Origin of the sequence: Halosolutus amylolyticus (assembly GCF_023566055.1) — an archaeon.
Lineage (GTDB): Archaea > Halobacteriota > Halobacteria > Halobacteriales > Natrialbaceae > Halosolutus > Halosolutus amylolyticus.
On record NZ_JALIQP010000008.1, the window covers coordinates 19,699 to 37,908 of the forward strand.

Here is an 18,210-nt window from a genome sequence, read left to right on the forward strand (position 1 = left end):
CCGCGCTCACTGACGTTTGCGATACGTATCGATCACGAGGTCGACTCCGAACGACCCGGCCGTGATGGTGTAGTTCGTCTCGAGTCGCGGGTTGAACTTCGCCTTGTACCGGTTGATGCTCGGGACGCCGGCCCCGACGAGGTCGTACCGTTCGATCCCCGATCGGAGCCCGTCGCGCATGACGTGCCAGTCCAGCAGGTCGTTGACGGCCAGGTCGACGTCCGCGTCCGGCTTGACGCCGCCTTGCCACCGGTAGCGCGTTCGATCGGATTCGACGACGAGGATGCCGCCCAGAAAATCGCCGTCGACGCGACAGACGTACGGTCGGATCGCGCCGTCGGGAAGGGTCTCGTACATCGACCGGGCGAACCCGGTTCCCAGATGGAACGATCGGCCCTGGTTCTCGTAGCGCCGCCGGACCTGTTCGACGATCCGCTCGACGTCGTCGGCGGTGCCCTCCTGAATCGTGTAGGCGTCTTCGTCTGCGTTGCGGACGTTACTCCGGGCGTCGCTGCTGAACCGATCGAGCAGGTCCGCCGCGGAGCCCTCGAGGTCGACGACGTAGGTGTACTCCGGTTCGACGTCGTACTCGTTCCAGACGAACGGGCGCACGTCGTCGAACTCGGCGGCCACGATCCTGGTGTACAGCGGCGCGATCTCGTCGTCGATCCACTCGAGACAGCCGTCGATGAACCCCCGGATCCGCCGATCGGCCGTCCGCCGTTTGAGTGTGGCGACGTTGAGGACCGACGGACCCAGGTAGCACGACCACGACCGCGGTGCGGGGGAGAACGCCCCGGTGACCGGTCCCTTCGAGTACTCGAAGACCGGAAAGAGCCCGACTGGCTCGTGGCCCTTGAACCCGGCCAGGAGGTGCGGCGTCGTCCCGGTGTCCTCGGCCTGCAACCGGAGCGCCTCGGCCCGACAGAACGGGTTCGTCCCGTCCGATCGCTCCACGTACCGGTTCCACGCCTCCGCGTCGTCCCGCGGATCGAGGACTGTCACCTCGACACTCATCGTTACAGGTACCCGAGATCCGACAGCCGGTCCTCGACGGTTGCGTCGTCCGTAGCCGCGATCGCGTCCCCGTCGTAGGCCCGGTACTCCCGTATCGCGCTCCCGTCGACGATCGGTAACGGGCGGCCGTCCATCGCGGCGTCGACGGGGACGTCGAAGACCGAACAGATCGTCGGCGCGACGTCGAAGATCGACGCGTCGGTGAGCGAGGCGGACTCGTCAAACGCCGGTCCGACGGCGGCGATCACGCCGGTCAGCTTGTGATTCCACGGCTCCATCGGTTCGCCGAACGTTCCCGTTCCGAGGTCGGCGGCGATCGCGTTGTCGAACGCCGTCGGCACCGTCACGATGTCCGGGGCGGCCTCGACGTGGGGCCCATCGAAGACGGTCTCTCTCGGCGCGACGGTTTCGAACATCGGCTCGCCGTCGGGCGTCTCGACGGCCGACAACTCCTCGACGAGTTCGTCTCGAACCCGGTCGTACTCTTCCCGGTGGACCTGCCCGTTCGGTTCTCGACCCTCGAGGTTGATCCGAACGCCGAGTTCACTTTTCGATCGGACGTACGCGCGCGAGTGACGGAAGTCGACCTGTTCGCTCGCAGCCCTGATCGCGTCGTTCGGAACGCGACTGCCGATCGGTTCCTTCAGGCCGACCAGGTCCAGTGCGGCGGCGACCCGCTGTGTCGTGAGTCCGACCGTCGCGGCGGCGTTCATCGCTCGCTGGAGGGGCCCCGGATCGCGGTCGCTCGCGTCCTCGCCCTTCAGGAGGTCGTTCTCCCAGGCTGTCGTCCAGTTGGGCATGCCCTCGCCGCCGCTCCGGGCGCTGACGTACCCCTGTTCGCGGAGGAACTCGTTGACCCGGAACTCGTGGCCCTCGACTTTCCCCATGCCGTGATCGCTGACGACGAGGACGTTTTCGGGATCGATCTCCGCCATCGTCTCGGCGATCTGTCGATCGACCGCGGCGTAGACCGCTTCGATCGCCCGCCTGTCGCCGGGGCGTTCGTGGAAGACCGAATCCGTGAGCTGGAACTGGAGGAAACCGAACTCGGGATCGAACCGGTCGCAGAGGTACCTGAACGCCGCTCCCCGACCCGCGATCGTTCGCTCGTATCCCTCGACCGATCGATCGGGTTCCGGGCCGCTCTGGGGGTAGATCCGGTACTCGCCGCAGGCTTGCTCGACGTCCGCGAGGATGCCCTCGGGGTGACAGACCGGCTCCTCGGGTGCCGTCAGTCCGGGAATCAGTGCGCCGTCGAACTCGCGCGCTGGGTGGGTGACCGGGAGGTTGACGACGACGCTCGTCCGTCCGTGATCGCTCAGCAGTTCCCAGATCGTCCGTTCCCTGACGTAGGTCGAATTGACGACGTCCCAGTCGTAGCCGTCGAACGAGAGAAAGTCGTAAACACCGTGTTTCCCGGGGTTCTTCCCCGTGTACAGCGACGGCCACGCGCTCGCCGTCCACGGCGGAATCCCCGATTCGAGCGGGCCGCTCGTTCCCCCGTCGAACAGTCGCCTGACGGTCGGCATCACCCCCGACTCGAACAGCGGCTCGAGGACCGGTCGACAGCCGGCGTCCAGCCCGATCACGAGGAGCCGAACGCCGTCGTCGTCCGTCGCACGTTCCATGGGCTGGTGGTGCGTCCGTTCGGGCTTTGTTATGCAACCGCTTTGCGCGGCTGTATGCCGCCGCTTCGTGCTCGCCGTCGACGAGCGGATCCGCGAGCGTGCCGCGGCTACAGTAGCCACCGAAACCGTTCACACACCGATCGCACGACGGCTGTACGATCGGGTGTGCGCTGGCTGTCGGTGGCTACTGTAGGCTCTGCCTGTCGCCGTCGGGCGTCGTGTACTCTGTGCATCACTAATCCCCCTGCTGGCAACTGACAACGTCGTGACGGTACCGTCGTACTCATCGGCCGGCCGTTCGACAGGATGATCCGCAACTCGCCGCCCCTGTTCGAGGGGGCCACGATCGATCGGTCGCCGGCCGGCATCGAGGGGATGCTCGACCGGCACGCACGCGAGGCCACGTTCTACGGATCCGGCAAGGTCGCGCTCCGGGACGGCCTCGCCGCGCTCGTCGAGTCGGGGGACACCGTCCTCGTTCCGGCCTACCTTCCGGACGCGGTCGTCGAACCGCTCCACGATCTCGGCCTCGTGTCGCGGTACTACGCCGTCGAGGAGACTCTCGCACCGGACCTTGCGGATCTCGAGTCCAGGATCGACCACCGGACGGCCGCTGTCGTGTCGGTCAACTACTTCGGGTTTCCCATGCCGGGGCTCGGGGAGTTCAGGGCGCTCGTCGAGGAGTACGACTGCTACCACGTCGACGACAACGCGCACGGCCCGATAAGCGTCGACGATGGGACCCTCCTCGGGACGCGGGGCCACCTCGGCGTCACGAGTCTGTGGAAGCTGTTGCCGATCCCCGACGGCGCGGTGCTCTACTGCAACGACGACGACGTCGCCGAGGTCTACACGCCCTCCCACTGTGCCGGCGTTCGCGATCGGCTGACCGCGGCCGACGTCCGGTACGTCCTCACGTCGCTCGTCTCGGAGGTGCTCGATCGCGACGGTCGATTTCGGGAGGTGATCGACGCGATCGTCCCCGACCGGGTTCGGCCGTCCGTTCCCGGCCCGCGGGAGCGATACGAAGCGGGCAAAGCCCCCATGTCGAAGCTCTCGGCGTGCGTGATCGCCGACGCGGATCTGCAGGCCATCCGCCGCGCCCGCCGTGAGAACTATCGTGCGTGGCATCGGGTCCTCGATCCGTACGACGACGTCGACCCCCTGTACGAGTCGCTCCCACCGGGAATCTGTCCACAGGTGTATCCCGTCAGGGCGTCGGATCCCGGACGATTCCGGGAGACACTCGATCGCTGTGGCGTCTCGAACCCGAAGACGTGGCCGCGTCTCTCGCCCCCAGTCGTGGGGGATCCCCAGTACGAGACCGCACAGCGACTGGCCCGGGAGGTCGTCGTCCTCCCGGTTCACCAGGGCCTCGACCCGACGACGATCGAGGCGGTGGGGAAGCGCCTCCCCGAATCGTGACGGTCTCGTACGGACTGCTGTACGTCGTTCCCGGAGCGACCCGAGGCATGCTCCGGTCGCTCGGGAATACAGTTACAGCAGACCATCTCAGTCCCCGGCGATCGCCGCCCGCAGTTTCGATCGGGTCGTCTCGCTCAGCGTGTACGTTCGTTCTGCGGGCCGGTCGAGGACGGACTCGGTACGCAGTTCCGAGAGGAGACTCTGGACGGCGACCGGCGACCGCCCGACGGTCCGTGCGACCGCTTCCGACTGGAGCGATCCCGATCGGGCGAGTTCGGTCACGACCTCTCGTGCGGTCGGTTCCGAACACTGCGAATTCTCGCACGCGCGCGTGATCCGCTCGTCGAGCCACGTCAGCCCGAATTCGTCGGGACCGTCCGATCCGGCGTCGGCGACGAGGATCTCACCGTCCGGCCCCAGTTCCGCCTCGCTCGTGTAACCGAACTCGTGATCGTCGCCGGCAGCCTGGACGATCCCGTCCTCGGCCGTATCGCGTTCGGAGTCGCCGCCGGCGTCACTCCTCGCGTCCTCGAGTCGGTTCCGGAGCCGATCGTTCTCGGCGCGCAGTCGATCGACCTCCGCTTCGAGGTCGTCGATCCGGTCGGCCCGATCGGCGAGTTCGTCTTCGAGTGCGTCCCGCTCGGCCGCCAGGTCGTCGCGCTCCGCCTCGAGTTCGGCCAGTTCCTCGTGGAGTCGCCGCCGATCCTCGTCGGTGTTCGGGAGGTGGGTCTGGACGGTTTCGGGCCGGGTCAGCGCGTCGGCCATCTGCTTGGCCGCACTCGAGACGTCCCGCGCGGATTCGAGTTCGTCCTCGAGGGTCTCGATGCGTTTTTCTTTCTTCTCGAGTTCGTTCTCCAGTTCGACGATCCGGTTTTCCTCCCGCTCCTTGCGCTCCGAGATGTCCTGGAGGTCGCCGACGAGGGCGTCGGAGACGGACTTCAGTTCGGGCCGTTCGAAGTCGTCGAGCCCCGGCGTCGCCCCGGCGTCGAAGGTTCGCTTGCGGCGGAACTGCACCTTCCGGACGTCGAGTTCGGTCCAGTCGGTCTGGACGAACGCCTGACCGTCGTTCAGGTCCGAGACGACCTCCGAGTACTCGGTGTCGATGATTCGGCCGACGACTTTCGTGTCGTTGTCCCAGGTCAGCCGGTGCCAGACGAGCCAGTTCGCTTGCGTGATGAAGTCCTTCTTGACGTCCGCCGGCCGCTGGCTGATCCCCAGGATTCCGAGGCCGTGTTTCCGGCCGCGCTTGCTGATCTTGATCAGGAGTTTGCCCGTTTCGCCGACGCCACCCCCTTCCGGGATGTACTCGTGGACCTCCTCGACGATCAGCAGGAACGGCTTCTTCAGCTTCTTCTCCTTGACGAACAGCTGGCGGGCGATCTTCCGGAGGAGTTCGTCGGCCACCTCCTCGTCGAGGTAGCCGGAGACGTCGAGGATGACCGGGACGTTCTCCTCGAGCGCGAGGCTGGCCATCTGTTCGGCGTGTTCCGGCCCGATCTGGATGTCACACTCCTCGTCGGCTCCAGCGTGGAGCATCTCGTACTCCTCCTTGAGCCCGTAGTACTCGCCGTCGGTGTCGACGATCAGCAGGGGAAAGCCCGCGTCGAGCAACTCCTCGGCCAGGACGGAGGCCGTGTTCGACTTTCCCGACCCCGATTTCCCGGTGACGAACCCGCGACCGGTCAGGATCTCGACGACGGGCAGGTGCAGGTCGGTGCCGTCGGCGCTCTCGCCGACGTGAATCTCCCGCTGCTCGCTCACCGATCACCCACCCCGGTTGGGCGCGACTTGTTCATGTTATCCATACAGTCCCATCACGTGACCTTGAATATTGGCCCCGATTTCCCTCCGATCGTTCCGATATCGCGCCCGTCGATCGCCTTTCGACCCGGGAAACCAGTCCTTCACGGTTTGCACTTTCTACACCGTACACACTGTGTAGAACGTTTCCGTCGCCTCGAGTTCTTCATCGCCGTTCGACGCCGACTCCTGACGGCCCGCGATGACGTTTATACACCGTGTTCACAGTCTGCGATGTTCACACAGTGTGAACTGTAGACACGTTTCATCCGATCCGCCACGTGTGGTCGTCATCCGAACACACGATTCCTTGCTCCCTCGTTGCGGCCCGAACTGTGTAAAACGTATACACTGTCTGAACAGTGTATACGGTCCGATCGTTACCTCCGTCCCGGCCGATCGTCGCGACCCGGGTTCGGTGTCGAACGGTCTACGATGCGTTCCCAGTGCAGGAATCCTACACGGTGTACACGGTGTAAACTGTCTATATGGTGTACGACGCTTGAACCGTAGGCACAGTGCCATTCTCGATCGCCGGTCGAATACGCCCGTTTCATGGCATCACTGGGGGGTTGTGTGGACGGTGTAGAATGTGTACACCGTCTATACTGTTTGAACGATGTAGGAGGTGTAGAAAGTTTCCGCTACTGTTAAGTTATCTCATGGGTATCGTAGACGTGTCAGTCGTCGCGTCCGACCGATCGAGCTGACAGCCGATCCAGGAGAATGTGCACACCGTGTCAACGGTCCCGACGGCTGGGATCCAGAAGACTGTTCGAACTGTCCACGCGGAGCAGGCGGTCTCGACCGCTTGCACTTCCTAACACGTTCGAACATTGTGAACTGTTTAGACGGTTTAGGAGGCTTAGGAGGTTTAGACAGTCTCGACGTTTCAGTGGGGTGCGGCATGGTGGCGTCGCGGCCGGTTCCGATCGCGATCGCGCTTCTGGGATTCAACACGGTGTACACAGTATCTACAGTGTACAGCGTTTACACAGTGTAGATGGTTCACACGGGGACGACGGTCCGGGCCGCACGGGTGGCTCGCGAATCGGGCCCGGTCCACGCCGTGGACGCCGTGCACAACACCTGTACCTCGGAAACTGTTCGCACGGTCTACACAGTGTCGACTTTTTACACGACGAGCACGGTGGACGCAGTCTCGACGGTGGACGCGGCGGAGGTGATTCAACGTGACAGACCCACGCGCCGTCAGCGTCGCCCTGCAGAAGGGCGGCGTTGGCAAGACGACCCTCGCGATCAACCTCGCGGAACGGCTCGCCAACCGATCGAACGACGTGTTGTTGGTCGATCTCGACCAGCAGGGCAACGCCACGGAGGGCGTCGGCCTGAGCGACGCCTACACGGGCGAGGTCCACATCGGCGACGTCCTCGAGGACGGCTCCGACGTGACCCTCGGGGACGTGGTCCGATCGACGGACGCGTTCGACGTTCTGCCGGCCCACGAGGACTTAGATAGCGTCGAGAACAGCATCCGGAGCGCGACCTTCGGCGAACTCTGGATCAGAAACGAGATCGTCGACCCGGTGCTCGGCGACACCTACGACTACGTGGTCGTCGACTCTCCGCCGAACCTGGGACCGCTCGCGGACGCCTCGCTGATCTCGACCCAGAACGTCATCGTCCCGCTGCGGATGAGCGAACCCAGCGTGAGCGGCTTCGAACGGATGTACACCCAGCAGATCGGCCCGATCCGCAAGGAGATCGACCTCGACATCCTCGCGATCGTCCCGAACTCGCTGTCGGGCGACAACGAGGAAAAGCGGATCATCGGCGACCTCGAAGCGTCGCAGTTCGGGGAGTATCTCCCCGAGTTCGGTCGATCGGCTCACTTCGACGATCCGGATTCGCCTGGCCCGGGCCTGCGCGAACGGATCGCGTTCCGCCGGGCGTGGCGCGAGGGCGTCCCGCTCGCGGAGTACGATCCGGACAGCGACATGCTCGAACGACTCGACGAACTGGCCGCGATCGTCGAGCGTGGAGGTGTCGACGATGCCTGACGACAACCGGTTCGCGGGCCTGAGCGAGGCGGTCGGGGAGGACGGCGAGACGAGTCCGGCGGACGGCGAGGCCGAGAACGAGACGGGGGTGGACGACGAAATCGACGAACCGGGGACCGGGTCGGACGCATCGGCACCGGAGACGGACGCGACGACCGATGCCGAGACCGTCCTGGAGACCGGGACCGGTGACGATCGGGACGGCGATGACGGTGGGTCCGATTCCGCGTCCGATGCGTCCGACGGGGATCCGACTGCGTTCGCGTTCGACGAGACGACGAAGAAGACGGTCTACGTTCGCCCCGGGACGCTCGACGAACTCGAGGACGCCCGCGCGCTGGTCGACGCCCAGTTGCGAACCCAGCACGACGTGCGGGACCTGACGGGTCGGGAGTTCTACGACGCGGCCTTCCGACTCGCCGCCGCCGATACGGACGGCCTGATCGACGAGATTCTGGCGGCTCGAGACGAGTAGCCGTCGCTGGATCGTGATCGGTTCTCGAGAGATCTGGCGAGCGTTCACTGCGCGATCGACCGGCGGCCCCGGTCGTTCCGGTGTCTTGGTCCCTGTGAACACACCTCGGTAACAATTATGTCATCGACGCCGGATGTATACGATACGTTCCGACCGATGATCCCGACTCTTCCATCGACTCGCGTTCCGGCACTCACGCTCGCCGGGAAGCGCGTCCTCGCGTCCAGCCCGAATCGCGCTGGGTTCGCGATCGGTGGTCGTGGACGGGATCTCGCCCGCTCCGGTACGACGGGGCCGGTCGGATCCGCCGCCGTCCACGCCGCGTAATCTCGCGCCCGGCCGGACGGCGACACTGTTTTTGGACACGTCTCGACGCGTGTGCAAGGAGTGTGCTGCGAGTCCGGTGCGAGCGCCTCACGTGGTGTGGGTCTCCCCGATGTCTACTGTCGGTTGCCGCCTGTGTGGTGGATCGTCGGTCGCTCCCGACGAATCCCGGTCCAGCCGACGTAGCGGGACCGGCCGGACTCAGTATCGGGTCCGGCCGTCGAGTTCGACTCTCGACGGGGGGCTCATGAACAGTACCAGTACCGTCGTCACCGCGACGCTCACCGTTCGCGTCCCGTTGCGCGCATCCGGTGACCTCGCGGACGGCGCACGACGTATCGTCGAACGAACCGACGCGGTCGATCGACTCGAACGCGCGACCGTCCGGGGCGTCTCGCCCGGCCTGAACGACACGACCGTCGATCTGCACGCCCGGGTCGCACTCGACGGCACCGATCGAGGTGCCGACGAGGCGGTCCTGCGACGCGACCTCGAGCGCGGGGCCGGCGTCGTCAGCGTCGACGCCGTCGAGTCGGCCGACGCCGAGACGCAACCGATCGAGGCGGAAGTCGGCTAGCGGTCCTCGCGATCGCCGTCGCGGTCTACGGTTTCTTCGCGGACCGTGATCCCCTTGCGCCCGAGATGCTGGAGCTGGCGGCGTGCGAAGTCCTCCTCGCGGGTGCCACGCGTCGCGAGGACGTACACGAGCGCGCCGCCGGCGGGGCGCATCGTTCGGCCGGCGCGCTGGGTGCCCTGTCGGCGCGACCCGCCGAGTCCGGAGGCGACGATCGCCAGGTCGGCGGTCGGCAGGTCGATCCCCTCGTCGCCGACCCGCGAGACGACGAGCAGGTCGCGTTCGGTCCGGCGGAACTCGTCGAGCAAGCGTCGCCGCTCGTGGTGTGGCGTCTCCCCGCTGAGGAAAGGGACGTCGAGGGCGGCCGCGATGTCCCGGCCCTGTTCGAGGTAGTCGACGAAGACGAGCGCCTTCGAGTCGGGGTGGGCCGACAGCAGGTATCTCACTTCGTCGACCTTGCCCCGGTTCCGGGCGGCGATCCGGTACTTTTCGCGGCCCTCCGCCGACGCGTAGGCGTTGGCCTGTTCCTCGTCGCCCCACGGGACGTACCGGATCTCGAGTTCCGGTTCGGCGACGAAGCCGGCCTCGAACAGCGCCTCCCAGTCGGTGCCGATCGGCGGGCCGACGAGGGTGAAGATCTCCTGCTGGCGATCGTCCTCCCGGATCGGACTCGCGGAGAGGCCGAGTCGGTGCCGCGACTGGAGGTGGGTGCTCCGCCGGTAGACGTCCGAGGGGACGTGCTGGCACTCGTCGAAGATCACGAGGCCCCACTCGCGGTCGTCGAACAGCGATCGGTGTCGATCCATCCCCGCGATCTGGTAGGTCGCGATCGTCACGGGGCGGACCTCCTTCCGGCCGCCGTGGTACTGGCCGATCTGGTGGGGTTCGAGCGAGGTGAAGTCGGCGATCGTCTCGGCCCACTGTCGGGCCAGGTCCCGACTCGGCACGAGCACGAGCGTCTCGCCCTCGACGTGGGCCATCGCGCCCATGGCCGCGACGGTCTTGCCGCTGCCCGGCGGGCCGACGAAGACGCCCTCGCCCGCCTCGGCGAACCGATCGACCCACGTCCGCTGGTAGTCCCGGAGCCGAACCTCGAGGTCGATCGGGAGCGCCTCGCCGGACTCCAGGTCCCGGTGGTCCTGGACCGGGTAGCCCGCCTCGTAGAGGATCCGCTTGATCGCGGCTTCCGCTCCCTCGCGAACCCAGTCCTCCGTGTCGGAGATCGGCGCGTGGACGTGCTCCTCGTCGAGTTTCTGGCGGGCGACGTTCCCCATGATCTCGGCACTCCTGGCCTTGAGGACGGTGTAGCCCTCCTCGTGGGTCGTCAGTCGGAACTGGTGGGCCCGGTCCCACTGGCTCTGGACCCAGTCCTCGAGCGCGTCCGATCGCTCTCCGATCGCCTGCCGCATCGTTCGACGGAGGGCGTCGAAGCTGTCGTGGGGCGTCCCCCAGACGTCCTCGGGCCTGACGACGTAGCGGTAGCCGTCGTCGCCGTTGGCGTCCGCGAGGTGGGCGAACTGGGAGAGTTGCGCGCGCGTAAACTGGGCGGGTCGATCGACGACGATCTCGCGGCGCTTCGGGAACACGACCACGCGCTCCCGATCGGTCAGGTCCTCCAGTTCGCTGGGGTACCAGACGACGGGATCGGTCCCGACCGAGAGCCGCTGGAGGTCGCCGCCGTCGGCGAGGTTCTCGAGCGCCTCGCTGGCCGCCTCGTGGGTGAGATCGAGCGCGCGGGAGACGGCGGCCGCGGTCAGTACCGGTCGGCCGACCTCCTGGGAGGCGTCGTGAAAGTCCGCGATCGAGAGCCGATCGGTCGCGTCGCTGGCCTCGGTCTCCTCGGATGACGCTTCCCTGCTCGCTGACTGCTCGCTGTCGGGCGATTCGTCGGGATCGGCTGGCGAGGACCGGTCGTCAGTCACTGCCGAGGCTAACGGCGGTGGGGGTAAACCGATTTCGCTCGCCGGTACGGGAGCGGTCGCTCGGGGTATAGTAGCCACTGAAAGTCAATGCACACCTGATCGCAGGACGGCTGTGCGATCAGTGTGTAAATCGTTTCAGTAGCTACTATAACCGAGAGACTGATGCGTCGATCGGCCGGCGACGCGAAAATCCTCGCCCGGTCGGTGACCGGACGGGTGCGGTAGTGGTGAGCGGATACCGCGTTCGACGGTTGCGATGCAAAATCAATAACTATTATGGTAGTACTATCGGAAACCGACCGCCGGCGCGGCCGGTCGAGTTGTCACGGACCGGTTCGATCTCCGGGGTAGGGGAATCGAACGGGGATCGGTTCGATCGCGATCGATCGTCCGTCCCCCTGCTCCCGTGTTGCGGTCCGGTCGCGCTATAGTAGCCACTGAAACGATTTACACACTGATCACAAAGTCGTCCTGCGATCAGGTGTGCATCGACTTTCAGTGGCTACTATAGAGGGTGTCGCCGCGAAACCCAGATGCTGGCTTCTCGCCCGACAGTATATCCACACGGGCGGTGTACGAAAGCGCATGTTCCGTGCGATCCTCCCGGAGGGACAGATCACCTGTGAGCGGTACGAACAGGTGGCGGAAGGAGTCGAACTGTACGACGAGCACGACCAGTTTATCGCCTTCGTTCCGTACGACAACCTCCACGCGGTAGTCGACGAGGACACCTACTTGCGGGACGATCGATCGATCATGTAGCCGGCGATTGATCGATCGCCTCGAGCTGTTCGCGATACCGGTTCCTGACCGTGACGACCGTCGTCTGGGCGGTGTCGGCGACCGCACGCTGCGGGATCGTCTCGTCACAGAGCAGGCCGGCGGCGTAGATCGCGGCGGCGGCGAACCCGGTCGGCGATTTGCCCGAGTGGAGCCCCTGTTCGGTCGTCTCGTCGATGATCTCGACCGCCTTGGTCTCGACGTCCTTGTCGACGTCGAGTTCCGAACAGAACCGCGGCACGAACTGCCGGGGGTTCGTCGGCTCCAGGTTGATGCCGAGTTCGTCGGCGATGTACCGGTACGTGCGGCCGATCTCGCGCTGGTCGACCCTGGAGACGGAGGTAACCTCCTCGAGACTGCGCGGAATGCCCTCCTTCCTGCAGGCCGTATAGAGCGCGCTGGTCGCGACCCCCTCGATCGATCGGCCGCGAATGAGGTCCTGTTCGAGCGCCTGCCGGTAGATGACGCTCGCCGTCTCCTTGACCGGTTTCGGGACCCCGAGCGCGCTGACCATCCGATCGATCTCGGACAGGGCGTACTTGAGGTTCCGTTCGCCGGCGTTTTTCGTCCTGATTCGTTCCTGCCAGACGCGGAGCCGGTGGAGTTGGCCGTGCTTGTCGGCCGACATCGAGTGGCCGTTCGCGTCCCGGTTGCGCCAGTCGATGGTCGTCGTCAGCCCCCGATCGTGCATCGACTGGGTGAGCGGTGCGCCGACGCGGGAGAGTTCGTCGTGCTCCTGTGCGTTGAAGGCGCGCCACTCCGGACCGTAGTCGATCGGATCCTCCGTGAGGACGAGCCCACACTCTTCACAGACACGTTCGCTTCGGTCCGGGTCGTGGACGATCGTGTCGGTTTCGCAGTCGGGACACAGGCCGGGCTCCGTCTCCTCGGATTCGGTCCTGGTGTCGATTATAGACCGCGTCATCAGTACCGGGTGAAAACCGTGCAGGCACTGTAAGGGGTTCACATGGTTTCGCGGGAAACCCCGACTTACTGTGAACCGCAAAGAGAGGAGGAAGATGACCGACACGCCCGTTCGAGCCGCCCGTTCGAGGCGGTCGACGATCGTGTCGAAATCGTGTCCCATCGGGTCGTCCGGGCGCGACGGACCGATCGACGATCCGTCGCCCCAGCGTGAGCGACGTGAACGTGGCACATGAAACGTTTCCATCGTTCCAGCGAGGTCACGAAGTAAACCGAGTGTTCATCGCGTAAATGGGTGTTTCCAGGACGAACCGACGTTTGCTTTTATGTCGCTGCAGTCGAATGTTCTCTACCAGTGCCGTGTTGCCGATCTGCCCGCCGGACCGTGGTCGACGGCCGCATCCTCGGGTCCGCCAGCGACGTACGCGAACGATACGTTCACACAATCGTTCGATACCGCCAGTCGTCTCGCTCTGCGGCCCGCGACGTCGCTCGCGTTCGCGGACTTCGAGCGGGTGTACCTCCCGAAGACGATCCGTACCGCGTTTGCAGCCGGTGCAAAACGTGGCCGTGCTTAAGAGTGTCTCTGTTGGTGTACAACTTGGTGTGTCAATCGTGATTGCGAGCCCAACGAACGTACAACGGTCACTGTCGGTCCGCCAGCCCGGGGATCTTTTCGATCGTCGACTCTGGGACTGCTGGCGTGGACGACGGTCGTCCGGAGGTCAGCGATAATGTCCTCGATCGATACATCGTTGCCCGACGAGATTGCCTCGGTCGCGGATTCCGACGAAGACGAGCGACTCTCGAAGGACGTCATTTTCGAACTCCTGAAGAACCGCCGCCGCCGGGAAGTCCTTACGTACCTGCTCGAGGCCGACGAGACGGTCACGCTCGGCGAACTCGCCGAACAGATCGCCGCCTGGGAGAACGATACGGAGGTCAACGCCCTCAGTTCGGACCAGCGTAAACGGGTGTACGTCGCCCTCTACCAGACCCACCTCCCGAAGATGGACGACGCCGGAATCGTCGAGTACGACCAGGACCGGGGCCTGATCTCGCTTTCGGATAACGCCGACCTGTTGATGATGTACCTGGATACGGACACCCATCGCCAGGACCGCTGGGATCGATGGTACGCCCTGCTCAGCGTGGTCGGAGCGACCCTCGTCGGTGCCGCGTTTCTCGGCGCTCCGGTGCTGTCCGCGATACCCACGATCGCGATCGCGGGCGTCGTCGTCGCGGCGTTTTTCGTGCTCTCGGTGGCCCACGTCGTGACGAACCGGGAACGCGAGCGGACCGTCGACGGGAAACTGTCCCGGATCGAGTGACTCCCGAACGATTCGATGGACCGGCACCGATCGCTCTTTCCAGCCTCCTCGCGTCGCCGGAAGCGCCCCCTCTAACTCCGGGAAGGACTTTTACTGCGAGCACCCGTACGCTCGATCGGCTCCCGGTGACCGTCAGCCAGTACTGGAACGGTTCGCGTGCCAGCTCGCCGTTCCGTGCGCGGGAGCCACCCTTGCTTTCGAGTGCTGACGCCGGATCCGATCGGGCAGACTCGTCTCCAGTACTCGAGGACGCGACGGAAACGCGCAGAACCCGTGAGCCGAGCTACCGGTTGCGTGCGTTGTGCTGGACGTCGACGGTCGCGTCACCGACGAGCGTGAACTCCTCGATGTTCCCGTCGAACCAGTAGGCGTCGAGCCAGTCCCCGACGACGCCGCGAACGGCCGATCCCTCGACGACGTCTTCGTCGTCGATCGACGCGCCGCGATAGTCGGATCGGACGACCGAGCCGCTGGCTTCGAAGGCGTAACTCGAGGCGCCGTCGGATTCGGTGCCGTCGATGACCAGCGCGTGTGGCAGGAATTCGTGTTCGCCGTACTCGTCGACGTCGATCGCCTCGCCGTCGAGGAAGACGTCGGCGTCGCCGTCGGTGAACGTCACGTCGGTCAGCGCACCGGCAAATCGGAACGTCTGGGTCTCGTCGACGATCGAACTCTGGACGGTCGATCCCGAAACCGTGGTGACGTCGTCGTCGGGGTCCGCTTCCCCATCGAGTTCGATCGTCCCGTCGACAGTGATCTCGTAACTCGCCGGCGTCCCGTCTCCCTCCACTTCGAGGACGTGGGGCAGGTCGGGCCCGAATTCGGCCGGATCGACTTCGTCGCCGTTGACCAGGACCGTCCCCGGTCCGTCGACGGTCAGCGCTTCGAGGTCGCCGCTGAACCGGAACGCGTCCTTCCAGTCGGCGACGACGCCCTGGACGACGCCGTCCTCGACGGTGTCTTCCTCGTCGATCGAGGCACCCTCGGCGTTCGACTTCTCCACTGCGCCATCGACCTCGAACTCGTAGCGGGTCACGTCCGAGCTGTCGCCGTCGATCAGGACGACGTTTTCGAGTTCCCGGACCTCGTCTGCGTCCGCGCTGTCGGACGTGACGGCACTCGTTCCGCCGCTCCCGCCCGAAGCGGCGTCTTCCGCGGATGTCGGGACGCCTTCGGGGATCGAGAGGTCAGGATCGCGCGAGACGCCGCTGGCGACGCTCACGGTGGAACCGCTCGCTCGCTGGATCGTACCGCGGTAGCCGCCGCTCTCGAAGTTCGCACGGCCGGGCGACCCGTTGGCCCCGGCGACCATCGCGTACGGGTACGGTCCGTCGGCGAAGTGGGAGTCGCGGATCGTGACGGCTCCGCCGTTCCAGACCCAGACCGGACGGCCGCTCGTCTCGCTGAACCCGCCGTAGCCGGGGCCGTAGTCGGTGGTGTCGTTGTACGCGACGCAGTCGACGATCTCGTCGTTGCCGCCCGCACACCGGAACGTCGAGACGCCGTTGTTCTTGCCGAAACAGTTCTCGAAGCGGACGCTGCCGCCGTAGGCGGTGTTGGAACAGTAAAAGCCGTTGTTCGGGAATCCCTGCACGTTACAGCGGCGGAAGGTCAGGTCCGCGTTACTGTTCTTGTGCATGAAAACGGCACCGGGACCGTGGACGAAACTCGACCCCTCTTTGGTCGCCCCGTCGCCGAGGTAGACGTTCTCGACGAGGACGTCGCCGCTGCCGGCGGTGATCGAGATCACGAACTGGCTGCCGCGGTAGAGTCCCTCGAACCCGACGTTCCGGATCGTGGCGTCGCCGCCCTCGACGAGAATCAGGAAGTCGTTCCCGGTCGTGAAATCGATCAGTTTGTTCTCGTAGGTTTCGCCGGAACCGACCCGGACGATCTGGCCGCGTGCTTCCACCACCTCGTAGTCGTCGTTCGCGCCGGCGGTGCCGGCCAGGGCCGTTGCTGCAGTCGTCGCTCCGGCGATCTTCATGTACGATCGCCGGTGCAGTAATCCGTCGTTACCCTGCTCGTCGGCCGACTCGGCGTCGGCATCCGCGTCGTTCAGTACCGAAGGTTCGCGTGCCATATAGGCGGTAATTCGAGACTACCTGCATAAACTTTCCGCTATTCTAACCCTAAAATTAACAGACTGTAATAGTTATCTCAGTATTCGTTACGTATTCTATGACTGTTTGCCGGTGGAAACATCGGTGTTTGAAATTCAGGGTAGCAGTCGAGTAACTCGATATTACTCGATCCCGTCGGTCCAGCGGCCTCTCGAGAGCCGCTGCTCGGCCGTATTCACGGTGGAGAAGCGCTACCGATCGCTCTGCAACCGGTCTATGTCCCGAGAGGTCACTCGTTCGATCGGCGGTAATACAGCATTACTCCTGCGAGGGCGACTGTACTCCTGGACCGTCCGTACTCCCGGACCCGTTTCGTCCGCGCTCCCGCAACCGGGTCGTCGATCCCCGGCCGAAACCGATCGCGTCCGACGTCGCGTGGTGGAACTGCGGTGACGAGAAAAGCGGATCGGACGAGACGCGACCCGGGACGAGGGAAGCGTCGGCAAAACGATGTCGGCGGCAAGCAAACGAAACGTCGGGAGGACCGCACGGCGTCGGCGGGGAGTTCTGCTGGGCCGATGCGTCGGCGGGGATCGGCGGCGGGTGCGTCAGCGGGGAGCGGTGGAGGAAGCGTCAGCGGGACCCTCGGGAAATCTCGACGAGGGGCCTATCGTCGCGGCGGCTCCTCGTTACTCGCCGGAGCCGCTGGCGGCTTCTTCGGGGGAGGTCGGGACGCCCTCCGGCATGAACGCCTCGGGATCGGTGCCGACGTCGTCCTCGAGCTGGACGGTCGAACCGGCGTGTTCGGCGATACCGGCCTGTTCGTCGTAGTCGGAGTCGCGGACGGAGACGGTCGTCGCGCTCCCGTTCGCGCCGGCGTCGATCGCCGTGTTCTGGCCGTTCATCTCGATCTGGCAGCCCTCGACCTCGATCGTGCCGGGTGCCCACGCCCAGACCCCACGGCCGGCGTACCCCTCCTCGTCGACGTAGATGCTGGAGTTGGTGACCTTGCTGCCCTCGGTTGCGAGCCGGAAGTGCGAGACGTAACAGTTGGCGGCGAAACTGCTGTCGATGTGGACCGTCCCGCCGCCGCCCGTCCCGGGCGCGGACGCGTAGATCGCGTTGTCCGCGTAGCCCTGGATGTTGACGTTCTGGATGTCGAGGTGGCCGCTGTGGTCGGGGTGGACCCAGAACGCGGTCTGGCCGTGACCGCTCGAACTCGCGTTTCGGTCGTCGGCGCCGTCGCCGAGGTAGACGTTCTCGACGGTACTCGTGTTCCCACCCGTGTCGGCGACCCCGAACGTCGCGGAGCCGGTCCCGGAGGTGTTCTTGCCCTTGAACCCGACGTTGCGGATCGTCCAGTCGGTTCCCTGGGCCGTAATGACGATGTCCTGGCCTGTGGTGAGGTCGATCAGCTTGTTCTCCCAGGTCTCTCCATCGCCGATGTCGATGGTCTGGCCCTCGGCCGGGATTTCCTCGTACTCCTCGTCGGCCGCTGCGGAGCCGGCCGCGCCGGCGGTGACCGTCGCGGCTGCGGCGGTCGCGATCGTTCGCACGTAGTTGCGGCGGGTTAATCGCGTGTTACGGCCGTTGTTCGGAGCGGTGTCCGCTTCGGACGTACGGGGATTCTGCGCCATACACATCCGTAACTTCGGCTTACACTCATAAACTTTTCTTTGCCGATATGGATTAAATTTACAGAATGTGTTCTCAACGCTATAGAAACGGTCAGAATGTACGACGAAATCGTTCCAAAGTTATGACTGTAGACGCTGAACTGAAGCGATCGATCGCCACGACAAACTCCATGTTACCCGGGTAAATACCTCACTACTACCCCAATTCGGCTGTTTGACCGGCTGTGTGGCCCCGATCGGTAGCGTCAGATATTGCCGAGAAACGGTCGACCGAATCGGGCAGTCACGG

The 18,210-nt window shown here is 65.1% G+C and carries 13 protein-coding genes; 6 read left to right on the top strand and 7 right to left on the bottom strand.

Features of this window, described 5'->3' with window-relative positions; genetic code table 11:
• Nucleotides 1-6 precede the first annotated feature (6 nt).
• Together MUN73_RS21575 and MUN73_RS21580 are read right to left on the bottom strand one after the other, a co-directional pair.
• Nucleotides 7-1,017, bottom strand: coding sequence for a lipid II:glycine glycyltransferase FemX (locus tag MUN73_RS21575; RefSeq protein ID WP_250142579.1), 1,011 nt, complete (start codon nt 1,015-1,017; stop codon nt 7-9).
• Between the two features lie 2 nt (nt 1,018-1,019).
• Nucleotides 1,020-2,645: an alkaline phosphatase family protein gene (locus tag MUN73_RS21580; RefSeq protein ID WP_250142580.1), complete on the bottom strand. Its 1,626-nt coding sequence runs from the start codon at nt 2,643-2,645 to the stop codon at nt 1,020-1,022.
• A gap of 306 nt (nt 2,646-2,951) precedes the next feature.
• Between MUN73_RS21580 and MUN73_RS21585 the strand changes: the two genes are divergently transcribed.
• Nucleotides 2,952-4,070 carry a DegT/DnrJ/EryC1/StrS family aminotransferase gene (locus MUN73_RS21585; RefSeq protein ID WP_250142581.1) on the top strand — a complete coding sequence of 373 codons (1,119 nt, stop codon included), beginning with the start codon at nt 2,952-2,954 and terminating at the stop codon, nt 4,068-4,070.
• An 87-nt stretch (nt 4,071-4,157) separates the two neighbouring features.
• Here the strand turns inward: MUN73_RS21585 and MUN73_RS21590 are convergent, their stop codons facing one another.
• On the bottom strand, nt 4,158-5,831 hold the full coding sequence (locus MUN73_RS21590) for an ATP-binding protein (protein ID WP_250142582.1): 1,674 nt from the start codon (nt 5,829-5,831) through the stop codon (nt 4,158-4,160).
• A gap of 1,232 nt (nt 5,832-7,063) precedes the next feature.
• On the opposite strand from MUN73_RS21590, the gene MUN73_RS21595 reads away from it, so the two are divergent.
• The 3 genes from MUN73_RS21595 (at nt 7,064) to MUN73_RS21605 (ending at nt 9,267) form a co-directional block, all read left to right on the top strand.
• Nucleotides 7,064-7,891, top strand: a complete 828-nt coding sequence (locus tag MUN73_RS21595; protein WP_250142583.1) for a ParA family protein — start codon at nt 7,064-7,066, stop codon at nt 7,889-7,891.
• Complete coding sequence (locus MUN73_RS21600) at nt 7,884-8,366, top strand: DUF7970 domain-containing protein (protein ID WP_250142584.1); 483 nt, start codon at nt 7,884-7,886, stop codon at nt 8,364-8,366. Before MUN73_RS21595 ends, MUN73_RS21600 begins: the two co-directional genes overlap by 8 nt.
• A 571-nt stretch (nt 8,367-8,937) precedes the next feature.
• Nucleotides 8,938-9,267: a hypothetical protein gene (locus MUN73_RS21605; RefSeq protein ID WP_250142585.1), complete on the top strand. Its 330-nt coding sequence runs from the start codon at nt 8,938-8,940 to the stop codon at nt 9,265-9,267.
• On the opposite strand, the gene MUN73_RS21610 is transcribed toward MUN73_RS21605, so the two are convergent.
• Nucleotides 9,264-11,186: a DEAD/DEAH box helicase gene (locus MUN73_RS21610; RefSeq protein ID WP_250142586.1), complete on the bottom strand. Its 1,923-nt coding sequence runs from the start codon at nt 11,184-11,186 to the stop codon at nt 9,264-9,266. The genes MUN73_RS21605 and MUN73_RS21610 overlap by 4 nt on opposite strands.
• A gap of 585 nt (nt 11,187-11,771) precedes the next feature.
• Between MUN73_RS21610 and MUN73_RS21615 the strand changes: the two genes are divergently transcribed.
• Nucleotides 11,772-11,948 (top strand): hypothetical protein, encoded by a 177-nt coding sequence (locus MUN73_RS21615; RefSeq protein ID WP_250142587.1) that lies wholly within the window; start codon nt 11,772-11,774, stop codon nt 11,946-11,948.
• Here MUN73_RS21615 and MUN73_RS21620 read toward each other — a convergent pair.
• Nucleotides 11,941-12,891 (bottom strand): transcription initiation factor IIB, encoded by a 951-nt coding sequence (locus MUN73_RS21620; protein WP_250142588.1) that lies wholly within the window; start codon nt 12,889-12,891, stop codon nt 11,941-11,943. The two genes, MUN73_RS21615 and MUN73_RS21620, sit on opposite strands and share 8 nt — an antisense overlap.
• Nucleotides 12,892-13,624: 733 nt before the next feature.
• On the opposite strand from MUN73_RS21620, the gene MUN73_RS21625 reads away from it, so the two are divergent.
• Nucleotides 13,625-14,221 (top strand): DUF7344 domain-containing protein, encoded by a 597-nt coding sequence (locus MUN73_RS21625; RefSeq protein WP_250142589.1) that lies wholly within the window; start codon nt 13,625-13,627, stop codon nt 14,219-14,221.
• A gap of 283 nt (nt 14,222-14,504) precedes the next feature.
• Here MUN73_RS21625 and MUN73_RS21630 read toward each other — a convergent pair whose 3' ends face one another.
• Nucleotides 14,505-16,304, bottom strand: a complete 1,800-nt coding sequence (locus tag MUN73_RS21630; protein ID WP_250142590.1) for a hypothetical protein — start codon at nt 16,302-16,304, stop codon at nt 14,505-14,507.
• A 669-nt stretch (nt 16,305-16,973) separates the two neighbouring features.
• The gene (locus MUN73_RS21635) at nt 16,974-17,921 is read right to left on the bottom strand and encodes a hypothetical protein (protein ID WP_250142591.1); all 948 of its coding nucleotides are present in this window, start codon (nt 17,919-17,921) and stop codon (nt 16,974-16,976) included.
• Nucleotides 17,922-18,210: the final 289 nt, after the last annotated feature.

Coding starts and splice junctions, on each gene's coding strand:
- MUN73_RS21575 (WP_250142579.1), bottom strand. CDS start 1,017: ATGAGTGTCGAGGTGACAGTCCTCGATCCGCGGGACGACGCGGAGGCG.
- MUN73_RS21580 (WP_250142580.1), bottom strand. CDS start 2,645: ATGGAACGTGCGACGGACGACGACGGCGTTCGGCTCCTCGTGATCGGG.
- MUN73_RS21585 (WP_250142581.1), top strand. CDS start 2,952: ATGATCCGCAACTCGCCGCCCCTGTTCGAGGGGGCCACGATCGATCGG.
- MUN73_RS21600 (WP_250142584.1), top strand. CDS start 7,884: ATGCCTGACGACAACCGGTTCGCGGGCCTGAGCGAGGCGGTCGGGGAG.
- MUN73_RS21605 (WP_250142585.1), top strand. CDS start 8,938: ATGAACAGTACCAGTACCGTCGTCACCGCGACGCTCACCGTTCGCGTC.
- MUN73_RS21615 (WP_250142587.1), top strand. CDS start 11,772: ATGTTCCGTGCGATCCTCCCGGAGGGACAGATCACCTGTGAGCGGTAC.
- MUN73_RS21620 (WP_250142588.1), bottom strand. CDS start 12,891: ATGACGCGGTCTATAATCGACACCAGGACCGAATCCGAGGAGACGGAG.
- MUN73_RS21625 (WP_250142589.1), top strand. CDS start 13,625: ATGTCCTCGATCGATACATCGTTGCCCGACGAGATTGCCTCGGTCGCG.
- MUN73_RS21630 (WP_250142590.1), bottom strand. CDS start 16,304: ATGGCACGCGAACCTTCGGTACTGAACGACGCGGATGCCGACGCCGAG.
- MUN73_RS21635 (WP_250142591.1), bottom strand. CDS start 17,921: ATGGCGCAGAATCCCCGTACGTCCGAAGCGGACACCGCTCCGAACAAC.